Source organism: Sporomusa termitida (assembly GCF_007641255.1).
GTDB lineage: Bacteria > Bacillota > Negativicutes > Sporomusales > Sporomusaceae > Sporomusa > Sporomusa termitida.
The window spans coordinates 2,495,039-2,517,637 of record NZ_CP036259.1 but is presented as its reverse complement, the minus strand read 5'-3'; the positions used below and the strand labels follow the sequence as shown (position 1 = coordinate 2,517,637).

Here is a 22,599-nt window from a genome sequence, read left to right as displayed (position 1 = left end):
CATAAGCACAAATAAGGAGGCAAAAAAATATGGCTGACAGGGGTCAAAAAAAGAAATTTATCATTATCGGGGCTGTGACAGCAGTTCTGGCGGTGGCAATCGGGATTGGCAGCTTTTATGGACAAACAAAGAAGGGGATTTCAACGGGATCTGAAATACAGGGAGCTGTTGGCTTAAGGGACTTAAAGAGCGGCGGCTTTGACCCGGCCGCTTCCGGGAAAAAGGTGCTGACAATTAAGACTGATACCAAAAAGAACTGCGGTTCCACGCCCTGGGTCGTTGCCGAGAAAAAAGGCTTTTTTGCCGAGGAAGGGTTGAATGTTGAATACACCGGTGAATTGAAAACCCCGCAGATATTGCCTTCGGTGTTAAACGGAACAAATGATGTTGCAACAGCCCATATCAACGCGCTGGCTACGTATATCGCCGCCGGCGCCAAAATTAAAGCGGTCACTTTAAACGGTGTTGACCCCACCCCGGACGTGGATCCGAAATACCGGCATATGCGCTATTATCTGAGTCCGAAACTGGGGGTCAGCTCCCTGGCGGAATTGGTTGAACTGAGAAAAAGCGAAAACAAGAAGGTTACGATTAACGGTACGAAGCCTATTTGTACGACATTTATCGCCGACAACGCTTTTGATCATTTAGGCTATGGCCGGGAGCACATTCAATTCGTATCTTTTGATAGCGATACAGCGGCTCTGCAGGCTGCCCAACAGGGCAATCTGGATATTGTCGGGGTTCACCCTCCCTTTTACAAGCTGGCGGCGGATTCCAAGCTGCTGCAAGTATTTGACACGCTGGACACCGGTCTTGGGGAAGCGGCGGGAACCGGAGCTTATTATTTTAGGGAAAAATTTATTGAGGAAAACCCGGAGGCCGTAGCGCGCTTTGTCCGTGCGATCCGAAAAGCTAACGCCTGGAGCGTCGATCCGAAAAATGAATACGAAGCCATTAAACTGACCGGGGATTATATCGGGCAGCCGGTCAATGCGGTTCACTATTATTATACCAGCAAGGGCATTCCGGACAGATTGCTTCAACCCTGGATTGACGATCTTGTCAAAGACGGTTTTCTGAAAGAAGGGCAGCTAAGTATAAACGATCTGGTTACTAAGGAGTTTTCCAACTAGCTGGACTGGATGGTCCGGGGGACAACAGTCCCCCGGCACCGTCGGTTAATCAAACAGTTGCCGGCTTGACAGAGACGGCGCAGAGCCCGGCCAGGTCTCCTGCGAGCAATCCAGCAATCGGAAGTATTAATTCAGATGGAAAACGGGAAAGAGGCGGAGTGTAATGGCCATTAACTTAAAAGTAACAGAAGCAAAGGTGAGAGAGACCCGGCTGTCTGCTATTATTGCGTATAAGGGCTCGGTAAAGGATTCGGCGTTTCAAGCCGAAAGTCATTTTTGTGACAACGTCCTGCGTGTCCGGCATTATTGGCGAGGATGTCAGTGGAATTTTAAAAGAATGGAAAAAGAAATCCCTGTGCCGTTGGTGCCGGTTCACTGCGAAGGGCTCTGCTCCAAGCTGTGGGCATCCGGCTTTGATGCCGCCTTCCATGCCCTGTTGGCTTATATTGTAAAACCGGCACAGCAAAAACGGCCTGATTTGGTGAATATCATTAATTTTGCCGGTGTTGGCAGGGCGCAGGTTATCCGCCTGCTGAACCGCCTGGGGCTGGAGCCGCAGTTTATTGTCCAGTTTGCCACCCTGGAACAGGTGGAAAGATTATCGAGGTTTCGATGGGCTAATGGTCAATAATCAAAGTAAAAAGGGCGGAAGCATGAAACAGCCGAATGAATTTTGGGATGAATTGTATGCTGCCATAGGAATTGCGAAACCTAGCTACGATTTGTGGCTGGAAAAGTACACCGACATTTTACAAAATACACCGGACTTCCCTATTCTTGACCTGGGGTGCGGGTGTGGCAATGATACGTTATATTTAAGCGAAAGAGGCCATGCGGTGATTTCCTGTGATTTTTCCGGTGAAGCTCTGAAAAGGCTGAAGTTTTTTATAGAGAGGCCGGTGACAAAGCGGTTTGATATGACTGAGGGGCTGCCGTTTGCCGACGGCAGTGCGAAGGTGGTGATTGCCGATCTCTCTCTGCATTATTTTCCCTGGCGTAAGACGAGGGAGATCGTTGACGATATCAAACGGGTGCTGATAAAAGACGGGTTTTTGCTGGTGCGGGTGAACTCGGTGAAGGACACTAAGCACGGTGCTGGCCAGGGGACTGTTATTGAAGAAAATTTTTATTGCCTTGACGGGAATTTTAAACGTTTTTTTGATAAAGAGCAGCTTGACAGACTTTTTGCGGAATGGGCAGTCGAACAATGCAGCGAATATGCAATGAACAGGTATAACGATAACAAAATACTTTGGGAGCTTGCTGTAAGAAAGCCATGCTAACATTTCGCCACATTTCATATTTCATTATGTTTTGTGCCTTGGCAAGGCGGAAGGAATGGTTATAGCAATGAAGACGTGTTTAGTCTTTGGTGGCAGCAAATTTGTTGGGCGAGCAGTTGCAACAAGATTGGTACAAGCTGGAAATCAAGTTTATATTCTTAACCGGGGAAATAATTCTACTCCCCCAGACTGTATTCAATTATTGGCTGATCGAAATAATCATCGTGAGGTTATGAGCGTACTCGAAGGATTAAAGTTTGATGTTGTATTTGATATTTCGGCTTATAATCCTGCACAAACAAAGATAGCAATAGACTGTTTAGCGGGAAGAATCGGTCATTTTATCCATATTAGTAGTGCAACTGTTTATAGGCATACCGAGGAGTATCCGCTAAACGAGGAAAGTGAAACAGGTTCTAATTCAATATGGGGGACTTATGGTACAGGCAAGTATCTTTGTGAGCTAGAATTGCGCAGAAGTTTTCAAGAAAAATTATTTCCGATTACTATATTCCGTCCTTTTTACCTATACGGTCCAGGTAATAGCCACGATAGAGAAACTTATGTATTCCGGTGGTTATTGCAAAATAAGCCAATTATCGTTCCCAGGAAAGGCCAGACAATTGTACAGTTTGGACATATTGATGATTTGGTAAATGCGGTTATGCAATCTATGTTGCAAGAAAAAAGCTTTGGTCAAATTTACAACATTTCAGGAGAACGTTCTATCACCTTTCAAGGCTGGCTTGAAGCTTGTGCAAAGGCAGTGGAAGTAGAACCACATATGGTATTTGTAGAACCGGGGGTGCGGTATGAACAACGTGACAGCAAGCGAGAGTGTGGCATTTATATATAAATAGTCGAAAATGGATACAAACAATTGCGATAAATGAAAATAAATAGAATAAAAGGATTTACGGGAGGCTGTAAATGTCATACAAAATTGCAATAGCGAGTTTAGACGGAAAATTTGTTAATGAACATTTTGGCAGAGCAAAAGAATTTCATATTGTTGAAGTGAATGAGAACAAGTATAAATATATCGAAACCAGAAAGAATGCGCCTTCAAAGAGCTATGATGAACGCCACGATTATGCAATGTCTGAAGCAATCGAGCGTATATCTGACTGCCGGTTCGTACTAGTCAGCCAAATAGGGCCTGCTATGGAGAAGCAATTAATATCGAAAGGCATTAAACCTTACGTAATCCCCACCTTTATTGAGGATGCTTTGCAGCAGATAATTTCTTTGAATAAATAAAATCGTTGCCGAATGTAGACAGAAAAGGAACGTCCCGTGCGCCAAGAAGCACACGGAGTATAGCGGGTGGGAATCCCGCCTGGGAAGGCCTAGCCAGTCACCCAGTATCCAGCCTTGGGACTGAAGCGGTAACGCCAGGTCTAAGCGTAGGCAGGAAAGGTAGTAGGGCGAAAGCGCAAGCTGAAGATGTAGAATCCCGAAATCCCTAATGGGAAAGGTCGATGCATGGGACGAGCAGAAGACAATACCGAGTTTAGCGATAAAGGCGAGCTAAGCCCGGCGCCCCGGGATCGAAGGTCTTGGCATGCTACACACTGTTACTCCGTGTGAACTTGGGAGACCCTGCCGCTCTCCGATAGGAGTATGGCCGACAAGTTGAAGACAAGGAAGCCAAATAAGTGGCAGGGAGTCGGATTACGTAGTAGTACCAAGGAAGCAGGGTAATGCCTGCGGAGGGAAGGACGTAATATAGTAGAGCCCTTGGAAAGAGAAACAATGGCTGCACTAGAGGCAGAGAAACCATTGGAAACAAAACTGACAAGGATAGCTGAGTTGGCCAAACAATAGCTATGGCTAAGCGTAAGTAAATGCTGCTATGAAGAGCCGGATGCCTTAATAGGGCAAGTCCGGTTCTGTGAGGGGGGCCGTCGCGAGATAGGCCTCTACTCGACCGAATGTCCGACCTGATGGATCCGGACGAACTGCTATTGCTGACAATAATCTTGAGCAAAATCTCAAATTCTTTATTGCTGATGCTATAGTTACTGCAGGACATGAAAATAGAGCAGGGGAGGGAATTAGGTTATCACGTCATGAGTATATGTATTCTGATGGGCAGTATGAGAAAGAACGGGAATACGGAAGCGCTGTTACGGCCGTTTATAGAGCAACTAAAATTTGAGGGAATAGATGTTCAATATATATGGCTTTGTGACAAGCATATGGAACCATGCAGGAGTTGCTTTGCTTGTCAAGGCATTGAAGGCCGACCCGGTTGTCCTATTGACGATGAAATGGAACAGATTTACAAAGCAATTCTGGAAGCTGACTGTATAGTTTTTGCCACTCCAATATACTCTTGGTTTTGCACTGCGCCAATGAAGATCGTTATGGACAGACTTTTCAGTATGAATAAATATTATGGAAATACCAAGAGGCATTATAGCCTATGGGAAGGTAAAAAGTGCGCCATTATAGCTACTTGTGGTTATGAAATTAAAAATGGTGCGGATTTATTTGAAGCAGGAGTAAAGCGCCTTGTTGAACATTCACATCTTCATTATCTGGGAATGTTAGCTGTTAGAGATATTAACGGAATTACTGATTTCGAAACTGAAGAAGTTATTGATAAGGCTAAAAAATTTGCATTAGATGTTAAATATTTAATACTATAACGCCCAATACGGAGATGTTGTTGGGGGAATAAATGCCAATATCAAACAATGGACAAACAAATGGGGACGTCAGGTTGTGCGAAAACTCTATGTTGGTTGAGATACGAATAGCCGACTGCTGGCGGCAGTCGCCGTTCTATCCTTAGTATGCAGTAATTAATGAATGATAGCGGGCTATTTTGCCCGCTATCATTCATTAGACGCTTAATCGCAGGAATTAAGCACTGCACTTCCAGCCTAGCGCTGCTGCGAGAAGGTCATAAACTCCTGATGGATATGGCTGCAGTCCCGCAAGCCCTGCTTGTAGGCGATTTCCGCCGAGTGGCCGGACTCCAGGGCGGTGAAGGACTCGAAATCCATGACCAGCTCCAGCAATTCCGGATACTGGCCCTCCAGTTCCCCGGCCAGGGCCAGCAGCCGGTCGAGGGTCGCGCCGACTTTACTGACCGTCTTACTGTATTCGGCATCGTTGGTGCCGGCCAGTTTGAGGATATTGTCCACCCGGACAAAGATATACTGATTAAAGGCCTCGGTTAAGATGCTTTGCAGCATCAGCCGGTCATCCTGCTCTGCCCCGGGCTGCTGCGGCGCCCAGTCCCGCTCTACCGGCAGGCCGGACACCAGCCCCGGACAAGAAACTGCGCCGGATGCCATTATTTTGTCAGACATATATATACCCCCTATATTTATACTGCGGCCGGTATGGCCGTCAGCTTTTTTACAGGGGGAAATTAAAAGAACGCATGCAAAGGTTTTAAACCTACACATGCGTTCTGTTGTGATATCTGTTACATACTCAACGCTAATAAGCCGGCATAACCGGCCAAAACAACCAGGCGGCCACAAACCCGTAGGTTCCGGTCTGCCTGCTGCTCAGCTGCTGAGGCTAGTCAAAATCATTTGCTGCGTCCTGTCGCACTCACAACCAGGAGCGTCTGCGGCAACGGCTATTACCCCCGCGCTCCCCCGCTTGTGCCGCGACCGAAGAGCGGTGTATAATAGAAATGTCGTCGTGGACAGCTTGGCTGTTACGTGTAGGTGATGTGCTCACCTTGCACGGGCCTGGAAGTGCGCTAACACTTTCAGGTCACGGCGACCTTTTAATTCCCACCTTATTTCTAATTATAGCCTGTTTGCAGTAAAATGCAAGTACAGATGACTACCGGCGGGGAGTTTCTGAGGAGATGGACAAGACGAAGGGGACAATTAGGGACGTCAGCTGTGCGAAAATATTTTAACAATAACATGGTGGAAATAAATTTTAGAATTTTGTTTTCGCACAACAGACGTCTCCAAATGTCCCAGTGGCTATATACAATACAGAATAACCAAGTAAATTTCGTATGGCTTGATAGGAAAATCAAAAACCTTATAGAAAATAAAGAGTAATCCATCATGTTGGAATAGCTATTACAATTGCGGGGGAGTATCAGAATGCCAATATATGAATATTCTTGTAAGAAATGTGGTAAGTCAGTGGAATTGTTGCAGAAAAGTGGTGCAGATAACGCTGGTATACCTTGTCCTGCCTGTAGTGAAGACACTTTGACCAAAGTGCTTTCAGTAACAGCACCATCCCAGATGGCTAAGCGGTCAACAACTGGGTGCGATATGGCCAAGCATTCAGGCGGCTGTGGTGGCTGCTGCTCTGGTTGTCACTAAAAAGCAGTGATAGATAGTTCGATGCTTTTATATATGAGGGGTAAAAAATGTTGAACGAATCCGGAATAAAACATGGCGAGCGTATAGCGTTTGTCCATCTCCACAATCATACTGAATATAGTCTGTTAGACGGGGCCGGGCGGATTAGCGACCTGGTACGCCGGGCGAAGGAACTGGGGATGCCGGCGGTGGCGATGACTGATCATGGCACGATGTATGGTACCATTGATTTTTATAAACAAGCCAAAAAACAGGGGATTAAGCCAATTATCGGCTGCGAGGTCTATATCGCCCCCCGCTCCCGTTTTGATAAGGCCGCCGTAGAGGGCGAAGCCTATTATCATCTGATCCTGCTGGCCGCCAACGAGCAGGGGTATCGTAACCTGATTGAGCTGGTATCCCGTGGCTATAGCGAAGGTTTTTATTATAAACCCCGTATCGACCGGGAAATACTGCGCAGCTACAGTGCCGGTTTAATTGGCTTAAGCGCCTGTATCGCCGGTGAAATACCGGCTGCTATCCTGCGGGGGGACCTGGCGAAAGCCGAGGCGCTGGCTGTTGAGTACCGTGAGATATTCGGGGCCGAGAATTTTTATATCGAGCTGCAGGATCATGGCATGCCTGAGGAAAAACAGGCCAACCAACACCTGGTTAAGCTGGCGAAGCAGCTGGGACTTGGTCTTGTTGCCACAAATGACGCCCATTATATCAACAAAGAGGATGCAGAATGCCATGATGTCCTGCTTTGCATCCAGACCGGCAAGACCGTTGACGATCAGGTGCGGATGAAATTTCCCAGTGATGAGTTTTATCTGAAAAGCCCGGCGGAAATGGCGGAGTTGTTTGCCGCCTACCCGGAAGCGCTGGCTAATACCTGTAAAATTGCCGAGCGCTGCGAGGTTGCCTTTGATTTTGACAAGCTTTATCTGCCTGATTTCCCCACGCCGGCCGGAATAAGTGACGAGGAATACCTGACACAATTATGCCGGGAGGCTGTCAGCAAGCGCTATCCTGAGCCAACGCCGGCAATACATGCCCGGCTTGATTATGAGCTTGGCGTTATAAAAAAGATGGGCTATGCCAGCTATTTTCTGATCGTCTGGGATTTTGTCAATTACTCCCGCAGTCAGGCGATTCCGGTAGGGCCGGGCCGGGGTTCGGCGGCCGGCAGTATTGTTGCCTATTTGCTGGCGATTACCAATATTGACCCGCTTAAATATGGCTTGCTGTTTGAACGGTTCCTGAACCCGGAGCGGGTATCGATGCCTGATATTGATATCGATTTTTGCTATGAACGGCGGAGCAAAATCATCGAATATGTTGTGGAACGGTATGGCAGCGACCGGGTAGCTCAGATTATTACCTTCGGTACTATGGCCGCCCGGGCCGCTATCCGCGATGTGGGGCGGGCGTTAAACCTGCCATACGGCGAGGTTGACCGGATTGCCAAACTGGTGCCGGCCGAACTGGGCATTACCCTGAAAAAAGCATTAGCTGCCAATCAGGAACTGAAAGGCTTATATGATACGGAAGCTACGGTACGGAAGCTTGTTGACCTGGCGATGGCGCTGGAGGGTCTGCCGCGTCATGCCTCAACCCATGCGGCCGGTCTGGTGATTGCCAGGGAGCCGCTGACTCACTTCGCGCCCCTGCAGGTATCCAGCGACGGGTTTGTCACTACCCAGTTTGACAAAGACCGGGTAGAGGAGATTGGCCTCCTGAAAATGGACCTGCTGGGACTCAGAACCCTGACTGTTATTGGTGATGCCATTGCTTTAATAAAAGAAAACCGGGGCGAAGAGCTTGATATTGAGCAGATTCCCCTTGAGGACACGAAAACCTGTGTGATGCTGTCCGCCGGCGACACCTCCGGTGTATTCCAGATGGAGTCAGGCGGTATGACCAATCTGGTCAGGGATCTTAAACCGGAGCGGTTTGACGATCTGATCCCGCTAGTTGCCCTCTACCGGCCCGGGCCGCTGGGCAGCGGTATGGTGTCGGATTTTATCGACGGCCGGCATGGCAAAAAAACAGTTACTTATCTGCACCCGGTGCTGGAGCCGGTTTTAGCAGATACTTTTGGTGTTATTTTATATCAGGAGCAGGTTATGCAGATTGCCTCGGTGCTGGCCGGTTTTTCCCTGGGTCAGGCCGATCTCCTGCGCCGGGCAATGGGGAAAAAGAAGCATGAAGTGCTGGCTGCCCAACGGGAATCTTTTTTGCAGGGAGCGGCGGAGCGGGGGTTTGACGCCAAGCTGGCGCATGAGGTTTTTGAGCTTATGACGCATTTTGCCGACTATGGCTTCAATAAATCCCATAGTGCCGCCTATGCGCTGGTGGCGTATCAAACAGCCTATCTGAAGGCTCATTATCCCCAGGAATTTTACGCGGCCCTGTTGACCAGCGTAATGGGGACCAACGATAAGGTCGGCTATTATATTGAGGAATGCCGGCGCCGGGGAATTGCTGTGTTGCCGCCTGACATTAATGCCAGCGGCCGGGCCTTTTCTGTTGACGGCCCGGCCATCCGGTTCGGTTTGGCCGGGGTAAAGAATGCCGGCGGCAATGCCCTGGAGAGCATTATTGCCGCCCGGCGGCAGGGCGGCAGGTTTACCTCCCTTGTTGATTTTTGTGCCCGTGTCGATATGCGGGTGGTAAATAAACGGGTGATCGAGAGTTTAATCAAAGCCGGGGCCTTTGATTCACTGAAGGCCCGGCGGTCACAACTACTGGCAGTTCTGGAGCAGGCGGTGGAGGTGGCCGGCTGCCGGCAAAAAGATGCGGCCAGCGGCCAGCTGGGCTTATTTGGCGAGGACACTCTGGACTGTGTCAATGATGTAAGTTTGCCTGATTTACCGGAATTGCCGCAGGAAGAATTGCTGGCGCTGGAAAAAGAAATAACCGGCTTTTTTGTAACCGGTCACCCTTTGGATAAATACCGTACCAGGCTTGCTTCCCTGCCCGGACTTGGCAGTTTAGCCGAAGGTCAGTACGCCGATGGCCAGCCCATCCGGGTCGGGGGGCTGATCGCCAGTGCCAAGCGCATTAATACCAAAAATGGCAGTATGATGTGTTTTATTAATCTTGAGGATTTTACCGGTCAGGCGGAGATTATCGTATTTCCCCGGATTTTTGAAAAAACCGGCCGCCTGCTGGCGCCGGACTTGCCTGTGGTAGTTTCCGGCCGCCTTAATATCCATGAAGAAGGCGTCAAAATCATGGCTGATGATATAAGCCCGCTGAGCAGCGCCGGGGCTGAGGTCAGAATCACCCTGCGTAAAGAGCAGGAAACACCGGCCACTCTGGCCGCGCTTAAAAAGCTGCTGAATAAATATACGGGGTCAGCGGCTGTCTATCTGCATCTGGTTGACAGCAAACGCATTATCAAAACTGAACGGGATTTTTGGATTGAACCGACCCCGGCCGCTTTCGCGGCTATTGAAGGGCTTCTGGGCAAAGGGGCGGTTACCTGTTAAGCATAAGAAATGACAGCATAGCTGTATGCTCCGCAGGCAGATTGCCTGACCCGTATCTGCCTGCGGAGCGGGGGCAGGCTGGCTTTTATGGCGGAATTGGGTATTTATACGAAAATGTTGCAGTTTGCCAGTAAATAATATTAAAATAAGAGATGTTATATTGTACTTATTATCTGATATCGACAACAGGGGGACGTGTGATGGAAATCATTGTCTGTGTGAAACAAGTGCCAGACACTACTGAGGTTAAAATTGACCCGCAGACTAATACCCTGATTCGCCAGGGAGTACCCAGTATTGTAAATCCTTTTGATAAAAATGCGGTGGAAGAGGCATTGCAGCTGAAAGAAAAGCATGGCGGCCGGGTAACTGTAATTTCGATGGGGCCGCCGCAGGCTAAGGACGCTTTGAAGGAGTGCATTGCCCTGGGGGCTGACGAAGCGATTTTACTGAGTGACCGTGCTTTCGGCGGCGCCGATACGCTGGCTACCAGCCATACACTGGCAGCAGGGATCAAAAAACTGGGACTTTTTGATGTCATCCTATGCGGCAAGCAGGCGATAGACGGCGATACGGCCCAGGTAGGACCGGAGATTGCCGAACATTTGGCTATTGCTCAGATTACCTATGTCTCCAGGCTGGATATTGCAGACGGGACTGTACGGGCTGAACGTGAGCATGAGGAAGGGTATGAGATTATTGAGACCCGGCTGCCTGTGCTGCTGAGTGTGGTAAAATCGATTAATGAGCCGCGGTATCCCAGCATCAAGGGTACTATGAAAGCGAACCGGAAAGAGATAACTGTCTGGACGGCTGCCGATATTGATGTTCAGCCGGAACAAATCGGGCTAAAAGGGTCACCTACCCAGGTGCGCCGTATCTTTACCCCCCAGCAGCGGGTTCAGGGTGAGATTATTCAGGAGGATGACGCCCGTACTGCGGTAAAACGGTTGCTGACTAAACTTAATCAGGCCAAAATCATCTGATATCAGGGGGGACTTTACAATGGCTGTTCATGTTGAAAAAGAGCAATGTATAGGCTGCAGTGCCTGCGTCGGTGCCTGTCCGTTCGACGCGATTGTTATGGAAGCGGATAAGGCTGTAATTACCGATGCCTGTACAGTATGCGGCGCCTGTATTGATGTCTGCCCCGTAACGGCGATTAGCCGGCCGGCGGCAGCGCAACCGGCAGCAGACATCAGTGCCTATCAGGGGGTCTGGGTATATATCGAGCAGTTTGCCGGCCAGGCCCGTAATGTTGGGCTGGAGTTGCTGGGAGAAGGACGTAAACTGGCTGAGGCCATGGGACAGCGGTTAGCGGCTGTTGTCATCGGGGACGGCATTGAGCCACTGGCCGGGGAACTGTTTGCCAGTGGTGCTGACAAAGTGTATGTAGTAGAAGGAGCGGAATACAGGCACTATAGCACCGATGCCTATACGGCTGCGCTTACCGATTTAATTGATACCTATAAACCGGCGGTTATCCTTATGGGCGCCACCAATGACGGGCGCGACCTTGGCCCCCGGGTGGCCTGCCGGGTTGGCACTGGTCTGACTGCCGACTGCACCAGTCTGGGCATTGATGAAGAAACAGGGCTTGTCGCCTGGACCCGGCCGGCATTTGGCGGCAATATTATGGCTACGATCCTTTGCCCTAACCATCGTCCGCAAATGGGCACAGTCCGCCCCAACGTATTTAAGCGCCCGGTGCCGGACAGTACCCGCCGCGGGGAACTTGTGCGTGTTGCCGGCAAAATAAAACCGCAAGACATCCGTACCCAGCTGATTGAAATTCTGTCAGTTAGTGATACGGCAGCCTGCAACCTGGAAGAGGCTCAGTTTATTGTCGCCGGCGGCCGGGGGCTGGGTGCCTCCGGGAATTTTGCGCTGATTGAGGAATTGGCTTCAGTTCTGGGCGGCGCCGTCGGCGCTTCCCGCGCGGCTGTTGAGGCTGGCTGGAAACCTGCGATTCACCAGGTTGGACAAACAGGTAAAACAGTCGCCCCCAAGGTCTATATTGCCTGCGGCATCAGTGGTGCTATCCAGCATTTGGCCGGCATGTCGACCTCTGATATCATCATTGCCATCAATAAAGATGCCGATGCACCCATCTTTAAGTCAGCCAATTTTGGTATTGTCGGCGACGTTTTGGAAGTGCTGCCAGTTTTGATTGAAGAGATTAAAAAAATAAAGCAGGCTTGTTAGCCGGAAAAATTACGTAATGTGTTGCCGGGAACTGCCGTAAAAACAGTCGCGCATTCCGAACCTGCCGGAATGCGCGACTGTTTTTTTACTGTGCGGATTATGATGCTTCATTATAATTTTTTTCAGCCGGGGCGCTATTCTGGTTGTTGGCAACATACAGACCGGCTAGGATGATGACAGCGCCAAGAAATTGCAATAAGCCAAATGTTTCCCCAAGAAAATAATAGCCGGCACCTACCGCGAAAACAGGGGATAAATTATTGTACAGGGAGGCTGTGGTGCTGCCTGCTTTGGCCGTTCCCCAGATCCAAAGGCAGTTAGCCAGGCAGAGCGGAAATATGCCGGAGTATAAGAAACTGGCCCAGCCGGGCCAGGGCACAGCCCGCCAGTCAACGCCTACAATGGCCGGCAGGGAGATAACCGTAAACAGCCCGGTGGAAATCAGGAGGATGCAGGTTGTTATCTGATAGGCCGAGTAAGTGGCAGCCAGCGGCCGGGAAAAGATCGTGTAGTAGCCATAACTCAATGAGGCCGTCAGGAGCAGCAAGGCCCCGAACAGATGATCACCGGTGAGGCTGAGTTCTTTGCCTGTACCGGCGACCATTAGTGTTACGCCGGCGAGAGAGAGGATGATTCCCCGTATCACCCCTGCCTTAATTTTTTCCAGATGATGAAAATGGTTGATGACAGCGATGCTGACCGGGAGACAGCCCAGAATCAGTGATGAGTTGCCGGCTGTGGTCAGTTGGACGCCGAAGGTAAAAAACAATTGAAAAAAGAAGAAGCCCAGGCTGGAGATAATAAGCGCCTGCCGGTCTTCCCGCCGGAGTGGCAGCCAGGTGCATAAACGCCGCAGGACAAACCAGCTGACTGCTAAAGCGGCAAATAAGCGCACCGCATTGTAGGGCATTGGCGGAATGTACAGCAGCCCGATTTTCATAACCGGCGGGTTTAAGCCCCAGAGAAAAGCAACAAGGGCTAATATCAGATGTACGTGCATGTCAACACCTCACTATACATATATACAATATAAATAGTAAGACTCCTTCCTGGCAATCGTGATGATCTAAGTTTTTAGGAAAGCAGGACTATTCTTTTAATTGGCTTATAGCTGTTTTTTCCCCGTCAGAATTCATAAATTCAGGGCTGTGCCCCCCATGGATAAGAAAAATTTATACCCTTCAGGGCACCGGCAGCAGCTGCCGCTGTCCTGAAGGACTTGCATAAGCCGGTTTTTTTTAATAAACTGAGTTGTAATGAATATGCCAAAGGAGTTATCATACATGATAAAAAGTGTATTATTTGACCTTGACGGAACTTTGCTGCCGCTGAATCAGGATCTGTTTTTACAGGCGTATCTGAACCAGCTGGGGGCGAGGGTTGCCAATGTTGCTGATCCTAAAAAATTCATCAAACAGTTATTGGCTTCGACTGCCGTCATGATTAGCAGCCGCGATGAAGCCAAGACCAATCAGCAGGTGTTTTTTGAGGATTTCTTGCCGAACATTGGTGTTGCGCCTGAGGTATTGCTGCCTGTAATTGATAATTTCTACGAAACAGAATTTGTTTTGGTTAAACCAACCACCAAAACCAGCAGCGATGCCCGGCGGGCGGTTATGGCTGTGGCTGAGCTGGGGCTGGATGTGGTTATTGCGACTAATCCGATCTTCCCGCTTAATGCTATCAGGCAGCGGCTTGACTGGGCCGGGGTGGGGGATGTTGATTTTACCCTTGTCACCTGTTATGAGGAATGTCATTTTTGCAAACCCCATCCTGAATACTATCTGGAAATTGCTGAACGCATCGGGCGGTTGCCGGTGGAATGTCTGATGGTGGGAAATGATGTTATCGAGGATTTGGCGGCAGCCAAGGTTGGTATGAAAACTTATCTGGTTACCGATTGCCTGCTGAATTCGCAAGCGGTGGCAGCAAAGGCCGATTATCAGGGAACACTGGCGGAACTGGCTGCAACAATCACCGGGATTATCAGGGCTGAAAATGGATAACATTAATGAATGGGAATGAGCTATTGCGTTATGGTTTGGATATAATTGCCTTTATACAGCAAATGCGCAGTCCGGTTGCCGATACCATATTCCGGGGGGGGACGCTGTTGGGGCAGGAAGTGTTTTACCTGCTGGCCCTGCCAATCCTCCTTTGGTGCGGCGATTTACGGCTGGGGGTACGGTTATCCTTTGTTGTAATGGTATCGCATTATATCAACATTTCGCTAAAGGATATCCTGGCCCAGCCCCGCCCTTTTGCCTTCCGGCCTGAGCTGCAGCTGTTTCCGGTCGACGGCTACAGCCTGCCCAGCAACCACGCCCAGACGGGGCTGGTATTCTGGCTGGGCTTGGCCAAGCTGGCCCCACAGCGTTATTTATGGCCGCTCGGCATCGTTATTGCCGGCTTGATTGGTTTCTCCCGCATTTATCTGGGCGTACATTTTCCTTCTGATGTACTGGCAGGCTGGGTCCTGGGGCTGGTTCTGCTTATTGGCAGCGGCTTGGCCGAGCCGCTGCTGGTCAATTGGCTTGGGCGGCTAAAGACCTGGCAGCAGGCCCTGCTTGCCCTTATGGGGCCGGCTTTGTTATTTTGGCTGCACCCCGGTAAAGACAGTGCGGCGATTGTTGCGGCCCTGTCCGGGGCCGGTATTGGTCTTATTATCGCACGGCGCTGTGCTGGCGCCGGCGCCGGCGTACCGCAGGGAGAGTGGGCTAAATTGTCCGGCCGGATGGTAGTGGGGTTCACAGGCTTACTTCTTATTTGGGCCGGTCTGAAGGTTGTGTTTCCCCAGGAAGAACATGCTTGTTTTTTGCTGTTCCGGTATATCCGCTACTGGCTGGCAGGATTGTGGCTTACCTTGGGCGCACCCTGGCTATTTAACCTGCTGGGACTTGCTCCGGCAGGTATAGACAGAATAAAACCAAAAAAAAATATACTTGACATTACAAAATCAATACGGTAAAATGATTTCAAAGTTGATAGTGTAAATAGCTGTGAACAGGACGAGTACATATGTAAACTGTAGTTCAGCGAGCCGGTGACCGGGGTTTCCGGAGGTGTGATGACCGGCCTGGAGAGCATCTGGAATGGACCTGTGAGCTGCCCACCAAACGCATTATTTGCCAGTAGGCTGGGCCGGACGCCGCCGTTAACAGGCTAGGGTATCGGATTTATTATTCCCGTACCTGAACAAGGGAAGGTTTAGGCTTTTCAAAAAGGGTGGTATCGCGACCATTTCGCCCCTGGGGTGAGATGGTCGTTTTTATTTCAGCCTAAGCTTTCTAAATTTAGGGTGGTACCGCGGACCATTTCGCCCCTGAGGTGAAATGGTCTTTATTTTTTTGCCAAGGAGGCTGGGAGTTATGTTAAAAGACTATCTTGCGCAGGCTGTTGCCGGCCACGACCTTTCCCGGGAAGCGGCCAGAGCTGCTATGCAGGTAATCATGTCAGGCCAGGCCAGTGAAACACAAATCGGTGCTTTTTTAACAGCCATGCGTATGAAGGGGGAAACAAGCCTGGAGGTTGCCGGCTTTGCCGAGACGATGCGCAGTCATGCCATCAAGGTAGAGTGCGGTGCCAGGAAGTTAATTGATACCTGCGGTACCGGCGGCGATCAACAGGGAACTTTCAATATCTCGACCGCCGTCGCCTTTGTCCTGGCCGGGGCCGGACTTCATGTCGCCAAACACGGCAACCGGGGGGTGTCCAGTGCCTGTGGCAGCGCCGATGTGCTCAGCGCACTGGGGGTAAAGCTGGAATTGCCGGCTGCGGCCTTAGCTGAAGCCATTGATACGATTGGCGTAGGCTTTATCTTCGCGCCTAATTTCCATCAGGCCATGCGGTATGCAGTCAATCCCCGGCAGGCCTTGGGCTTCCGTACCGTGTTCAACCTGCTTGGACCGCTGACTAACCCCGCAGGGGCAAATTTTCAGCTGATGGGGGTATATGCCCCGGATTTAACATTGAAAGTTGCGCAGGCACTGGCCGAGCTGGGCGTAACAAGTGCATTGATTGTTCACAGCCTGGATGGACTTGATGAAATATCGACAGCAGCGCCAACGCAGGTGGCTGAAGTACGGGGCAGTGAAATCCGTTCTTATGTGATTAACCCGGAATTATATGGCTTTAAGCGCTGCACCCTGGCTGATTATCTGGGCGGCACCGTTGAGGACAATGCCCGGATTATTAGGCAGCTGCTGGCCGGCGAGCCTGGTTTTAAACGCGACATTGTCCTGATGAATGCTGCGGCCGCCCTGGTTGTGGCCGATGCGGCAACCGATATCAGCGCCGGGATACAGCTGGCTGCGGTCAGCATTGACAGCGGGGCAGCGTTAGCTAAGCTCGAAGCGTTAAAGTCATTTACTCAGAATTACCAGTATTGTGAGTCACTTAAAATTTGAGATTAGATTGCGAGGATTTTTTGTCCTGCGAGGCGGAGGGGCCGCGCATAGCGGACATATGCAAGGTGACGACAACCAAGCAGGGCGGGAAAAGATCCGCAAGATACCAAAGATTTAATCCGGTCAAGGTATAAGGAGGGCTTAGCATTATTATAAAGATTTGTGGTATCAGGACAATTGAGGCCGCGTTGGCCGCGCGGGATGCTGGTGCAGACCTGATGGGTTTTGTGTTTGCCGCCAGCCGGCGGCAGATTACCGTGGAGAAAGCCCGGGCCATTGCCAGCCAGGTGGCCGGGATTGGCAAGGTTGGCGTATTTGTTAATGCGCCACTGGCCGAGGTGCAGTCGATTGCGCGGGCCTGCCGGCTGGACTATGTTCAGCTGCATGGTGATGAGTCACCGGCATACTGCCGTTTGACCGGTTATCCGGTGATTAAAGCTTTTGGCATCAGTCCGGAATTTAGTGCCGCCGCTTTGGCCGGCTATCAGCCGGACTGGACCTTGTTTGACAGCTTCAGTGCCGGGCAGCAGGGGGGAACAGGTATAACTTTTGACTGGCAGCAGGCACGAAGCGTAATCAGGCAAGTGCCAAGGCCATTCCTGGTAGCCGGGGGGCTGACACCCGGCAATGTCGTAGAGGCCATTCAGATACTTAAGCCGGATGGTGTTGATGTAGCCGGCGGGGTAGAAACAAATGGGGTTAAAGACCGTGAAAAAATTGAGCGGTTTATTGCCGCAGTCCGGGGCGTGGAGGTGGCTGATGATGTTAAACAGAATTGTAGCTCAAACCAGGCAAGCGGTAGCGTTAATGAAAAAGGTTACCCCGCTTGAAACAATAAGCGGCAGGCTAACTACCGGCAGCTTTGCTTTTAGTTCGGCTCTTGCAAGCAGGGACTGGGCACTTATTGCTGAGTGCAAGCTGGCGTCTCCGGCCAAAGGCACTTTGTGTAAAGACTACACGGTGCCGGAGCTGGCTGCCATTTTTGCCACTAACGGGGCGGCCGCCTTATCTGTGCATACCAACGCCGCTTTTCGCGGCTGTCTGGACGATATCCGACAGGTAAAAGCTGTTGTCAGCCTGCCGGTGTTATGCAAGGAGTTTGTCATTGACGAGTACCAGCTCTATGCGGCCAGAGCGGCCGGGGCTGATGCGGTCCTGCTGATTGCCGCCATCTTGTCAGACAGTGAGCTCCGCACCTTGTCCCAGCTAGCAGCCAGCCTGGGGCTGGACTGTCTGGTGGAGGTGCATACCCTGGCGGAGCTTAGCCGGGTAAAGCAGGCAGGTGCCAGGCTGGTGGGGATTAACAACCGGGACTTACAGACCTTTACAACTAATATTGAGCAGACCTTCAGGTTATTGCCTGATTGTGAACCAGGCTGGTTAATAATCAGCGAGAGTGGTATTAAGAACGGTGAGGATGCATTAAAACTGAAAAATGCCGGTGTTAAGGGAATTTTAGTTGGCGAAGGGCTGGTTACAGCCCCGGATAGGCCGGCTAAGACGTGTGAGCTGGCTGTGCCCAGCTTACAATATGAGGGGAGAGGTCAAAATGCCTAATGATAATGGAAGGTTTGGACAATATGGCGGCCGGTTTGTCCCGGAAACTGTGATGCCGGCCCTGATTGAGCTGGAAGCCAATTACCGCCGGTTGAAAGAAGATGCGGCGTTTCAGTCGGAGGTGGATTTTTATCTTAACGAATATGCAGGCCGGCCAACAAAACTCTATTATGCGGCCAAGTTGAGCCAGCACTATGGCCGGGGGAAGATTTATCTGAAGCGGGAAGACCTGCTCCACACCGGTGCGCACAAGATTAATAACGCCATCGGTCAGGCGCTGCTGGCGCGGCAGATGGGAAAAAAACGCATCGTCGCCGAAACGGGAGCAGGTCAGCATGGGGTGGCCTGTGCCACGGTAGCTGCGTTGTTTGGCCTGCAGTGCTCTGTGTTTATGGGGGCTGAGGATATGGAAAGGCAGGCGCTTAATGTTTTCCGCATGCGGCTCTTAGGGACCGAGGTTGTGCCGGTCACCAGCGGCAGCGGCACTTTAAAAGATGCAACCAGTGAAGCCATTCGCTATTGGGTTACCCATATTCAGGACACTCACTACATTATTGGTTCAGTGGTGGGGCCGCATCCGTATCCGATGCTGGTTAGAGATTTTCAGGCCGTAATTGGTCAGGAAGTCGCTGCCCAGATTGCGGCTGCCGGCGAAAAATTAAACTATCTGGTAGCCTGCATCGGCGGTGGCAGCAATGCCATGGGGATTTTCTATCAGTTCCGTGACGACCTGTCCGTGACCAAGCTCGGGGTGGAAGCAGCCGGCAAAGGCTTACAAACCGGCGAGCATGCGGCCTCACTGACTAATGGCAAGCCGGGTGTGCTGCACGGTGCCTTAAGTTATCTGCGGCAGGACAGTGAAGGTCAGGTTATTCCTGCTTATTCCATATCGGCAGGTCTTGACTATCCCGGTGTTGGGCCTGAGCATTCCTATTTTAAAGACACCGGGAGGGTAACCTATACGGCGGTTACCGACGAAGAGGCGCTGGCTGCGTTTGCTCGTCTGGCCCGGCTGGAAGGAATTATCCCGGCGCTGGAAAGCGCTCATGCCCTGGCCTATTTGGAAACCCTGATGCCGCAGACCAAGCCGGACGAGGTTATTGTTGTCTGCCTGTCAGGGCGGGGGGACAAGGATGTGCAGATGGTGGCACAGGTAATGGGAGGATTGGCAGGATGAATATAGCAGAAAAATTTCGTACCCTGAGCGCGACAGGCCGCAAAGGGCTGATTATTTACCTGACAGCCGGGTTTCCCGACTATAGCACTACGCTGCAGGCGGTAAAGGCCGTAGAGTCAGCCGGCGCCGATTTAGTGGAGATTGGTCTGCCTTTTTCCGACCCCATGGCTGACGGGCCGATTATCCAGCATGCGGCGACGCAGGCGCTGGCAGCCGGGGCTACTGTCGGGAAAGCACTGGAGCTTGTAACGCTTCTTAAGCAGGAGACGACCATCCCCCTGGCTATTATGACCTACTACAATATTGTGCTGCAGTTCGGGATTGACAAGTTTGCCGGCAGTTTTGCCAAGGCAGGAATCACAGGTTTGATCATTCCTGACCTGCCTGTCGAAGAAACGGCGGTTGTTGAACCGGCTTGCAGGCAGGCGGGGCTGGACTTAATCAAGTTTATTGCGCCTACGACTACACCTGACCGTTTACAAACAATTTGCCGTCAGGCGGCCGGCTTTTTGTATTGCATATCAAGCACCGGTGTTACCGGTGTGCGCCAGATTGACTATGATCAGCTGGCGCCGCTTATGACCGCTGTGCGCGGGGAGACCGGCTTGCCGCTGGCCATGGGTTTTGGCATCGGCAGTCCGGCCGCTGCGTGTCAGGCGGCTAAATATGCTGATGCTGTCATTGTCGGCAGCGCGGTCATGGAACGGCTAACGAACAGTGGTGTTGAGGCGGTACGGGAGTTCACAAGCGCAATCAGGCAGGCGCTCGATAAGGAGTGTGGGTGCTGATGAAGGCGTATCCAGCTACAGAAGAATTCTGCCGGTTGGCAGAGACCTACACGGTACTGCCGGTTTGGGTTGAGCTGTCCACAGACATGGAAACCCCTGTTTCCATGTATTACAAACTAGTGGGCGATAGGGCCGGCTTTATTCTTGAAAGCGCCCAAACAGGCAAGACCTTTGGCCGTTATTCATTTATTGGCACCGAGCCGCTGGCGTCGCTTACTGCCTACAGCAAACAAGCCGACATTCGTGTTGCCGGCAACACAGCGCAGGCGGCAGGCAAGCCACACCTTATTCTTAAGGAATTTTTACAAAATTTTTCAATGCCGAATCTGCCGGCACTGCCGCCGTTTGCCGGCGGGGCGGTGGGGTATGCCGCATATGAAGCGGTAGCGTCCTGGGAACGGGTATATGGTCTGAACATCCCTGAGGATTTGCCGCTTATTGAGATGATGGTTTGTAAATATATCATTGTGATGGATCATCTGACCCATTCCACACGCCTGATCAATTTGGTGCAGCTTCAACCAGGGGCCCGGGCTGCAGCGGAATACGACCAGGCGCTGCAGGAACTGGCCGGGCTGATGGCTAAACTTAAACAACCTGTGACATTGCCTGAAGCCTGTCAGGCGGATAACCAGGCCGGCCGGAGTGAACGGCCGGAAATAAGGTTTGAGCAGGACGAAGCCCTGCTTAAGCAGCAGTATATCAAGCGGGTAGAGCAGGCTAAAGAATATATTGCTGCCGGCGATATCTTTCAGGTCGTGTTATCACGCCCTTTTTACTACCAGCTGACCCGGCATCCGTTTGCCCTCTACCGGCGTCTAAGGCAGGCCAACCCTTCGCCGTACATGTTTTATATTAATTTTGGTGATAAGCAGCTTGTCGGCGCGTCACCTGAACGCCTTGTAAAGCTGGAAGACGGCAAGGTGCTGACCTGCCCGATTGCCGGGACGCGCCGCCGGGGCGGCAGTCAGGCTGAGGATGATCAACTGGCCGCGGAATTGCTGGCAGATGCCAAGGAACGAGCCGAGCATGCGATGCTGGTGGATCTTGGCCGCAATGACCTGGGGCGGATCAGTCTGCCGGGAACAGTTACTGTTGACAGGCTGATGGAGGTTGAAAAGTTTTCCCATGTCATGCATATTGTTTCCGAGGTATCAGGTCAGGTCGACCCCAAATTTTCCGCTGTTGACGTGCTGACTGCATGTTTTCCGGCAGGTACGGTGAGCGGTGCCCCTAAAGTGCGGGCCATGGAGATTATCTATGAACTGGAAGGCGACAGTCGTGGTCCTTACGCCGGTGCTGTGGGATATTTTGATTTTAGGGGCAATATGGATACCTGCATTACAATCCGGACGTTAATTATTGACGGCCAGCAGGTCACGGTACGGACCGGAGCGGGGATTGTCGCTGATTCCGTGCCAGAGCTGGAATACCATGAGATTATGCATAAAGCCCGTGTCTTGATGCAATTAGTTGAGGAGGCGGAATGACATGATCTTACTTATTGATAATTATGATTCTTTCACCTACAATGTATATCAGTATGTTGCCAGTTTAGGCCACGCGGTTACCGTCATTCGGAACGATAGGGTCTCTGTGGAGGAGATAAATAATGCGGGGTATAGCGGCATTATTATTTCGCCCGGGCCGGGAACACCGGCCCGGGCCGGGATCAGCAAAGCAGCTATTGCCCGGTTGGCCGGGAAGATACCGATACTGGGGATCTGTCTGGGACATCAGGCTATCGGTGAGGTATTCGGCGGGCAGGTCATTCGGGCCCCGCAGCCGGTGCACGGTAAAACAGAATATATTATTCATCGGGGTAAAGGTCTTTACCAGGGGCTGCCGCAGCCTTTTATTGCCGGCAGGTATCATTCTCTCATTGTTGAAAAGGCCGGGTTGCCGGAATGTCTGGAAATCACAGCTACCTCACAGGATGGTTTGATTATGGGGCTTAGGCACCGGGAATATGATGTTGAAGGGGTACAATTTCATCCGGAGTCAATCCTGACACCAAAAGGAATGACGATTCTGGAAAATTTCGCTGACAAAACTAATGCCAAGACTAACAAATTCGCTTGAATATTTAACAGACACATGATATATTAGGGAAAATAGCGTTAATGACTATGAAGAGGAAAAGTAGGTATGCTAGTTCCGCTACAGAGAGCCGGAAGGCTGAGAGCCGGCACGGATTGGTCTGCTGAAGTTCACCTCGGAGTTGCTTGCTGAAATCTGCCGGCCGGGCGCCGCAG

At 51.0% G+C, this 22,599-nt stretch carries 21 protein-coding genes and 2 other annotated features (1 of these 23 running past the window's edge); of the genes, 19 read left to right on the top strand and 2 right to left on the bottom strand.

What is annotated here, in order from left to right:
- Window positions 1-29 precede the first annotated feature (29 nt).
- The 6 genes from SPTER_RS11810 to SPTER_RS11785 all read left to right on the top strand — a co-directional run bounded on the left by SPTER_RS11810 (window position 30) and on the right by SPTER_RS11785 (window position 5,073).
- Window positions 30-1,136, top strand: coding sequence for an ABC transporter substrate-binding protein (locus SPTER_RS11810; RefSeq protein ID WP_144350583.1), 1,107 nt, complete (start codon window positions 30-32; stop codon window positions 1,134-1,136).
- Between the two features lie 163 nt (window positions 1,137-1,299).
- Complete coding sequence (locus SPTER_RS25350) at window positions 1,300-1,767, top strand: nitrogenase component 1 (RefSeq protein WP_246105584.1); 468 nt, start codon at window positions 1,300-1,302, stop codon at window positions 1,765-1,767.
- Between the two features lie 22 nt (window positions 1,768-1,789).
- Window positions 1,790-2,419: a class I SAM-dependent methyltransferase gene (locus SPTER_RS11800; protein WP_144350582.1), complete on the top strand. Its 630-nt coding sequence runs from the start codon at window positions 1,790-1,792 to the stop codon at window positions 2,417-2,419.
- Window positions 2,420-2,474: 55 nt separating this feature from the next.
- Entirely contained in the window at window positions 2,475-3,275 is an 801-nt protein-coding gene (locus tag SPTER_RS11795; RefSeq protein WP_144350581.1) for an NAD-dependent epimerase/dehydratase family protein, read from the top strand.
- A 74-nt stretch (window positions 3,276-3,349) separates the two neighbouring features.
- Entirely contained in the window at window positions 3,350-3,679 is a 330-nt protein-coding gene (locus SPTER_RS11790; protein ID WP_144350580.1) for a NifB/NifX family molybdenum-iron cluster-binding protein, read from the top strand.
- A gap of 773 nt (window positions 3,680-4,452) precedes the next feature.
- On the top strand, window positions 4,453-5,073 hold the full coding sequence (locus SPTER_RS11785) for a flavodoxin family protein (protein ID WP_211367550.1): 621 nt from the start codon (window positions 4,453-4,455) through the stop codon (window positions 5,071-5,073).
- Between the two features lie 237 nt (window positions 5,074-5,310).
- Here the strand turns inward: SPTER_RS11785 and SPTER_RS11780 are convergent, their stop codons facing one another.
- Window positions 5,311-5,742 carry a hypothetical protein gene (locus tag SPTER_RS11780; protein ID WP_144350579.1) on the bottom strand — a complete coding sequence of 144 codons (432 nt, stop codon included), beginning with the start codon at window positions 5,740-5,742 and terminating at the stop codon, window positions 5,311-5,313.
- 765 nt (window positions 5,743-6,507) lie between these two features.
- Between SPTER_RS11780 and SPTER_RS25900 the strand changes: the two genes are divergently transcribed.
- The 4 genes from SPTER_RS25900 (at window position 6,508) to SPTER_RS11760 (ending at window position 12,416) form a co-directional block, all read left to right on the top strand.
- Window positions 6,508-6,735 carry an FmdB family zinc ribbon protein gene (locus tag SPTER_RS25900; RefSeq protein WP_144350578.1) on the top strand — a complete coding sequence of 76 codons (228 nt, stop codon included), beginning with the start codon at window positions 6,508-6,510 and terminating at the stop codon, window positions 6,733-6,735.
- A gap of 47 nt (window positions 6,736-6,782) precedes the next feature.
- Window positions 6,783-10,211, top strand: a complete 3,429-nt coding sequence (locus SPTER_RS11770) for a DNA polymerase III subunit alpha (RefSeq protein ID WP_144350577.1) — start codon at window positions 6,783-6,785, stop codon at window positions 10,209-10,211.
- 200 nt (window positions 10,212-10,411) lie between these two features.
- Window positions 10,412-11,197, top strand: a complete 786-nt coding sequence (locus SPTER_RS11765) for an electron transfer flavoprotein subunit beta/FixA family protein (RefSeq protein ID WP_144350576.1) — start codon at window positions 10,412-10,414, stop codon at window positions 11,195-11,197.
- Window positions 11,198-11,216: 19 nt separating this feature from the next.
- On the top strand, window positions 11,217-12,416 hold the full coding sequence (locus tag SPTER_RS11760; RefSeq protein WP_144350575.1) for an electron transfer flavoprotein subunit alpha: 1,200 nt from the start codon (window positions 11,217-11,219) through the stop codon (window positions 12,414-12,416).
- A 97-nt stretch (window positions 12,417-12,513) separates the two neighbouring features.
- Here the strand turns inward: SPTER_RS11760 and SPTER_RS11755 are convergent, their stop codons facing one another.
- On the bottom strand, window positions 12,514-13,416 hold the full coding sequence (locus SPTER_RS11755) for a DMT family transporter (RefSeq protein WP_144350574.1): 903 nt from the start codon (window positions 13,414-13,416) through the stop codon (window positions 12,514-12,516).
- Window positions 13,417-13,699: 283 nt separating this feature from the next.
- On the opposite strand from SPTER_RS11755, the gene SPTER_RS11750 reads away from it, so the two are divergent.
- The 9 genes from SPTER_RS11750 (at window position 13,700) to SPTER_RS11710 (ending at window position 22,426) form a co-directional block, all read left to right on the top strand.
- Window positions 13,700-14,422 carry an HAD family hydrolase gene (locus tag SPTER_RS11750; protein WP_170233241.1) on the top strand — a complete coding sequence of 241 codons (723 nt, stop codon included), beginning with the start codon at window positions 13,700-13,702 and terminating at the stop codon, window positions 14,420-14,422.
- Window positions 14,423-14,484: 62 nt separating this feature from the next.
- Complete coding sequence (locus tag SPTER_RS11745; protein WP_170233240.1) at window positions 14,485-15,384, top strand: phosphatase PAP2 family protein; 900 nt, start codon at window positions 14,485-14,487, stop codon at window positions 15,382-15,384.
- A gap of 22 nt (window positions 15,385-15,406) precedes the next feature.
- Window positions 15,407-15,669: a binding site (T-box leader), on the top strand.
- A 115-nt stretch (window positions 15,670-15,784) separates the two neighbouring features.
- A complete protein-coding gene (trpD, locus tag SPTER_RS11740; RefSeq protein WP_144350571.1) occupies window positions 15,785-16,822 on the top strand; it encodes an anthranilate phosphoribosyltransferase in 1,038 nt (345 codons plus the stop codon).
- A 188-nt stretch (window positions 16,823-17,010) separates the two neighbouring features.
- Window positions 17,011-17,652: a phosphoribosylanthranilate isomerase gene (locus SPTER_RS11735; protein WP_342787131.1), complete on the top strand. Its 642-nt coding sequence runs from the start codon at window positions 17,011-17,013 to the stop codon at window positions 17,650-17,652.
- Window positions 17,582-18,379, top strand: a complete 798-nt coding sequence (gene trpC / locus SPTER_RS11730) for an indole-3-glycerol phosphate synthase TrpC (protein ID WP_342787130.1) — start codon at window positions 17,582-17,584, stop codon at window positions 18,377-18,379. Before SPTER_RS11735 ends, trpC begins: the two co-directional genes overlap by 71 nt.
- On the top strand, window positions 18,372-19,556 hold the full coding sequence (gene trpB / locus SPTER_RS11725; protein ID WP_144350569.1) for a tryptophan synthase subunit beta: 1,185 nt from the start codon (window positions 18,372-18,374) through the stop codon (window positions 19,554-19,556). The genes trpC and trpB overlap by 8 nt, the downstream gene beginning before the upstream one ends.
- Window positions 19,553-20,344 (top strand): tryptophan synthase subunit alpha, encoded by a 792-nt coding sequence (gene trpA, locus SPTER_RS11720; RefSeq protein ID WP_144350568.1) that lies wholly within the window; start codon window positions 19,553-19,555, stop codon window positions 20,342-20,344. Before trpB ends, trpA begins: the two co-directional genes overlap by 4 nt.
- On the top strand, window positions 20,344-21,834 hold the full coding sequence (gene trpE, locus SPTER_RS11715) for an anthranilate synthase component I (protein WP_144350567.1): 1,491 nt from the start codon (window positions 20,344-20,346) through the stop codon (window positions 21,832-21,834). Before trpA ends, trpE begins: the two co-directional genes overlap by 1 nt.
- 1 nt (window position 21,835) lies before the next feature.
- The gene (locus tag SPTER_RS11710) at window positions 21,836-22,426 is read left to right on the top strand and encodes an anthranilate synthase component II (RefSeq protein WP_144350566.1); all 591 of its coding nucleotides are present in this window, start codon (window positions 21,836-21,838) and stop codon (window positions 22,424-22,426) included.
- 38 nt (window positions 22,427-22,464) lie between these two features.
- Window positions 22,465-22,599: a binding site (T-box leader), on the top strand (it continues 131 nt past the right edge of the window).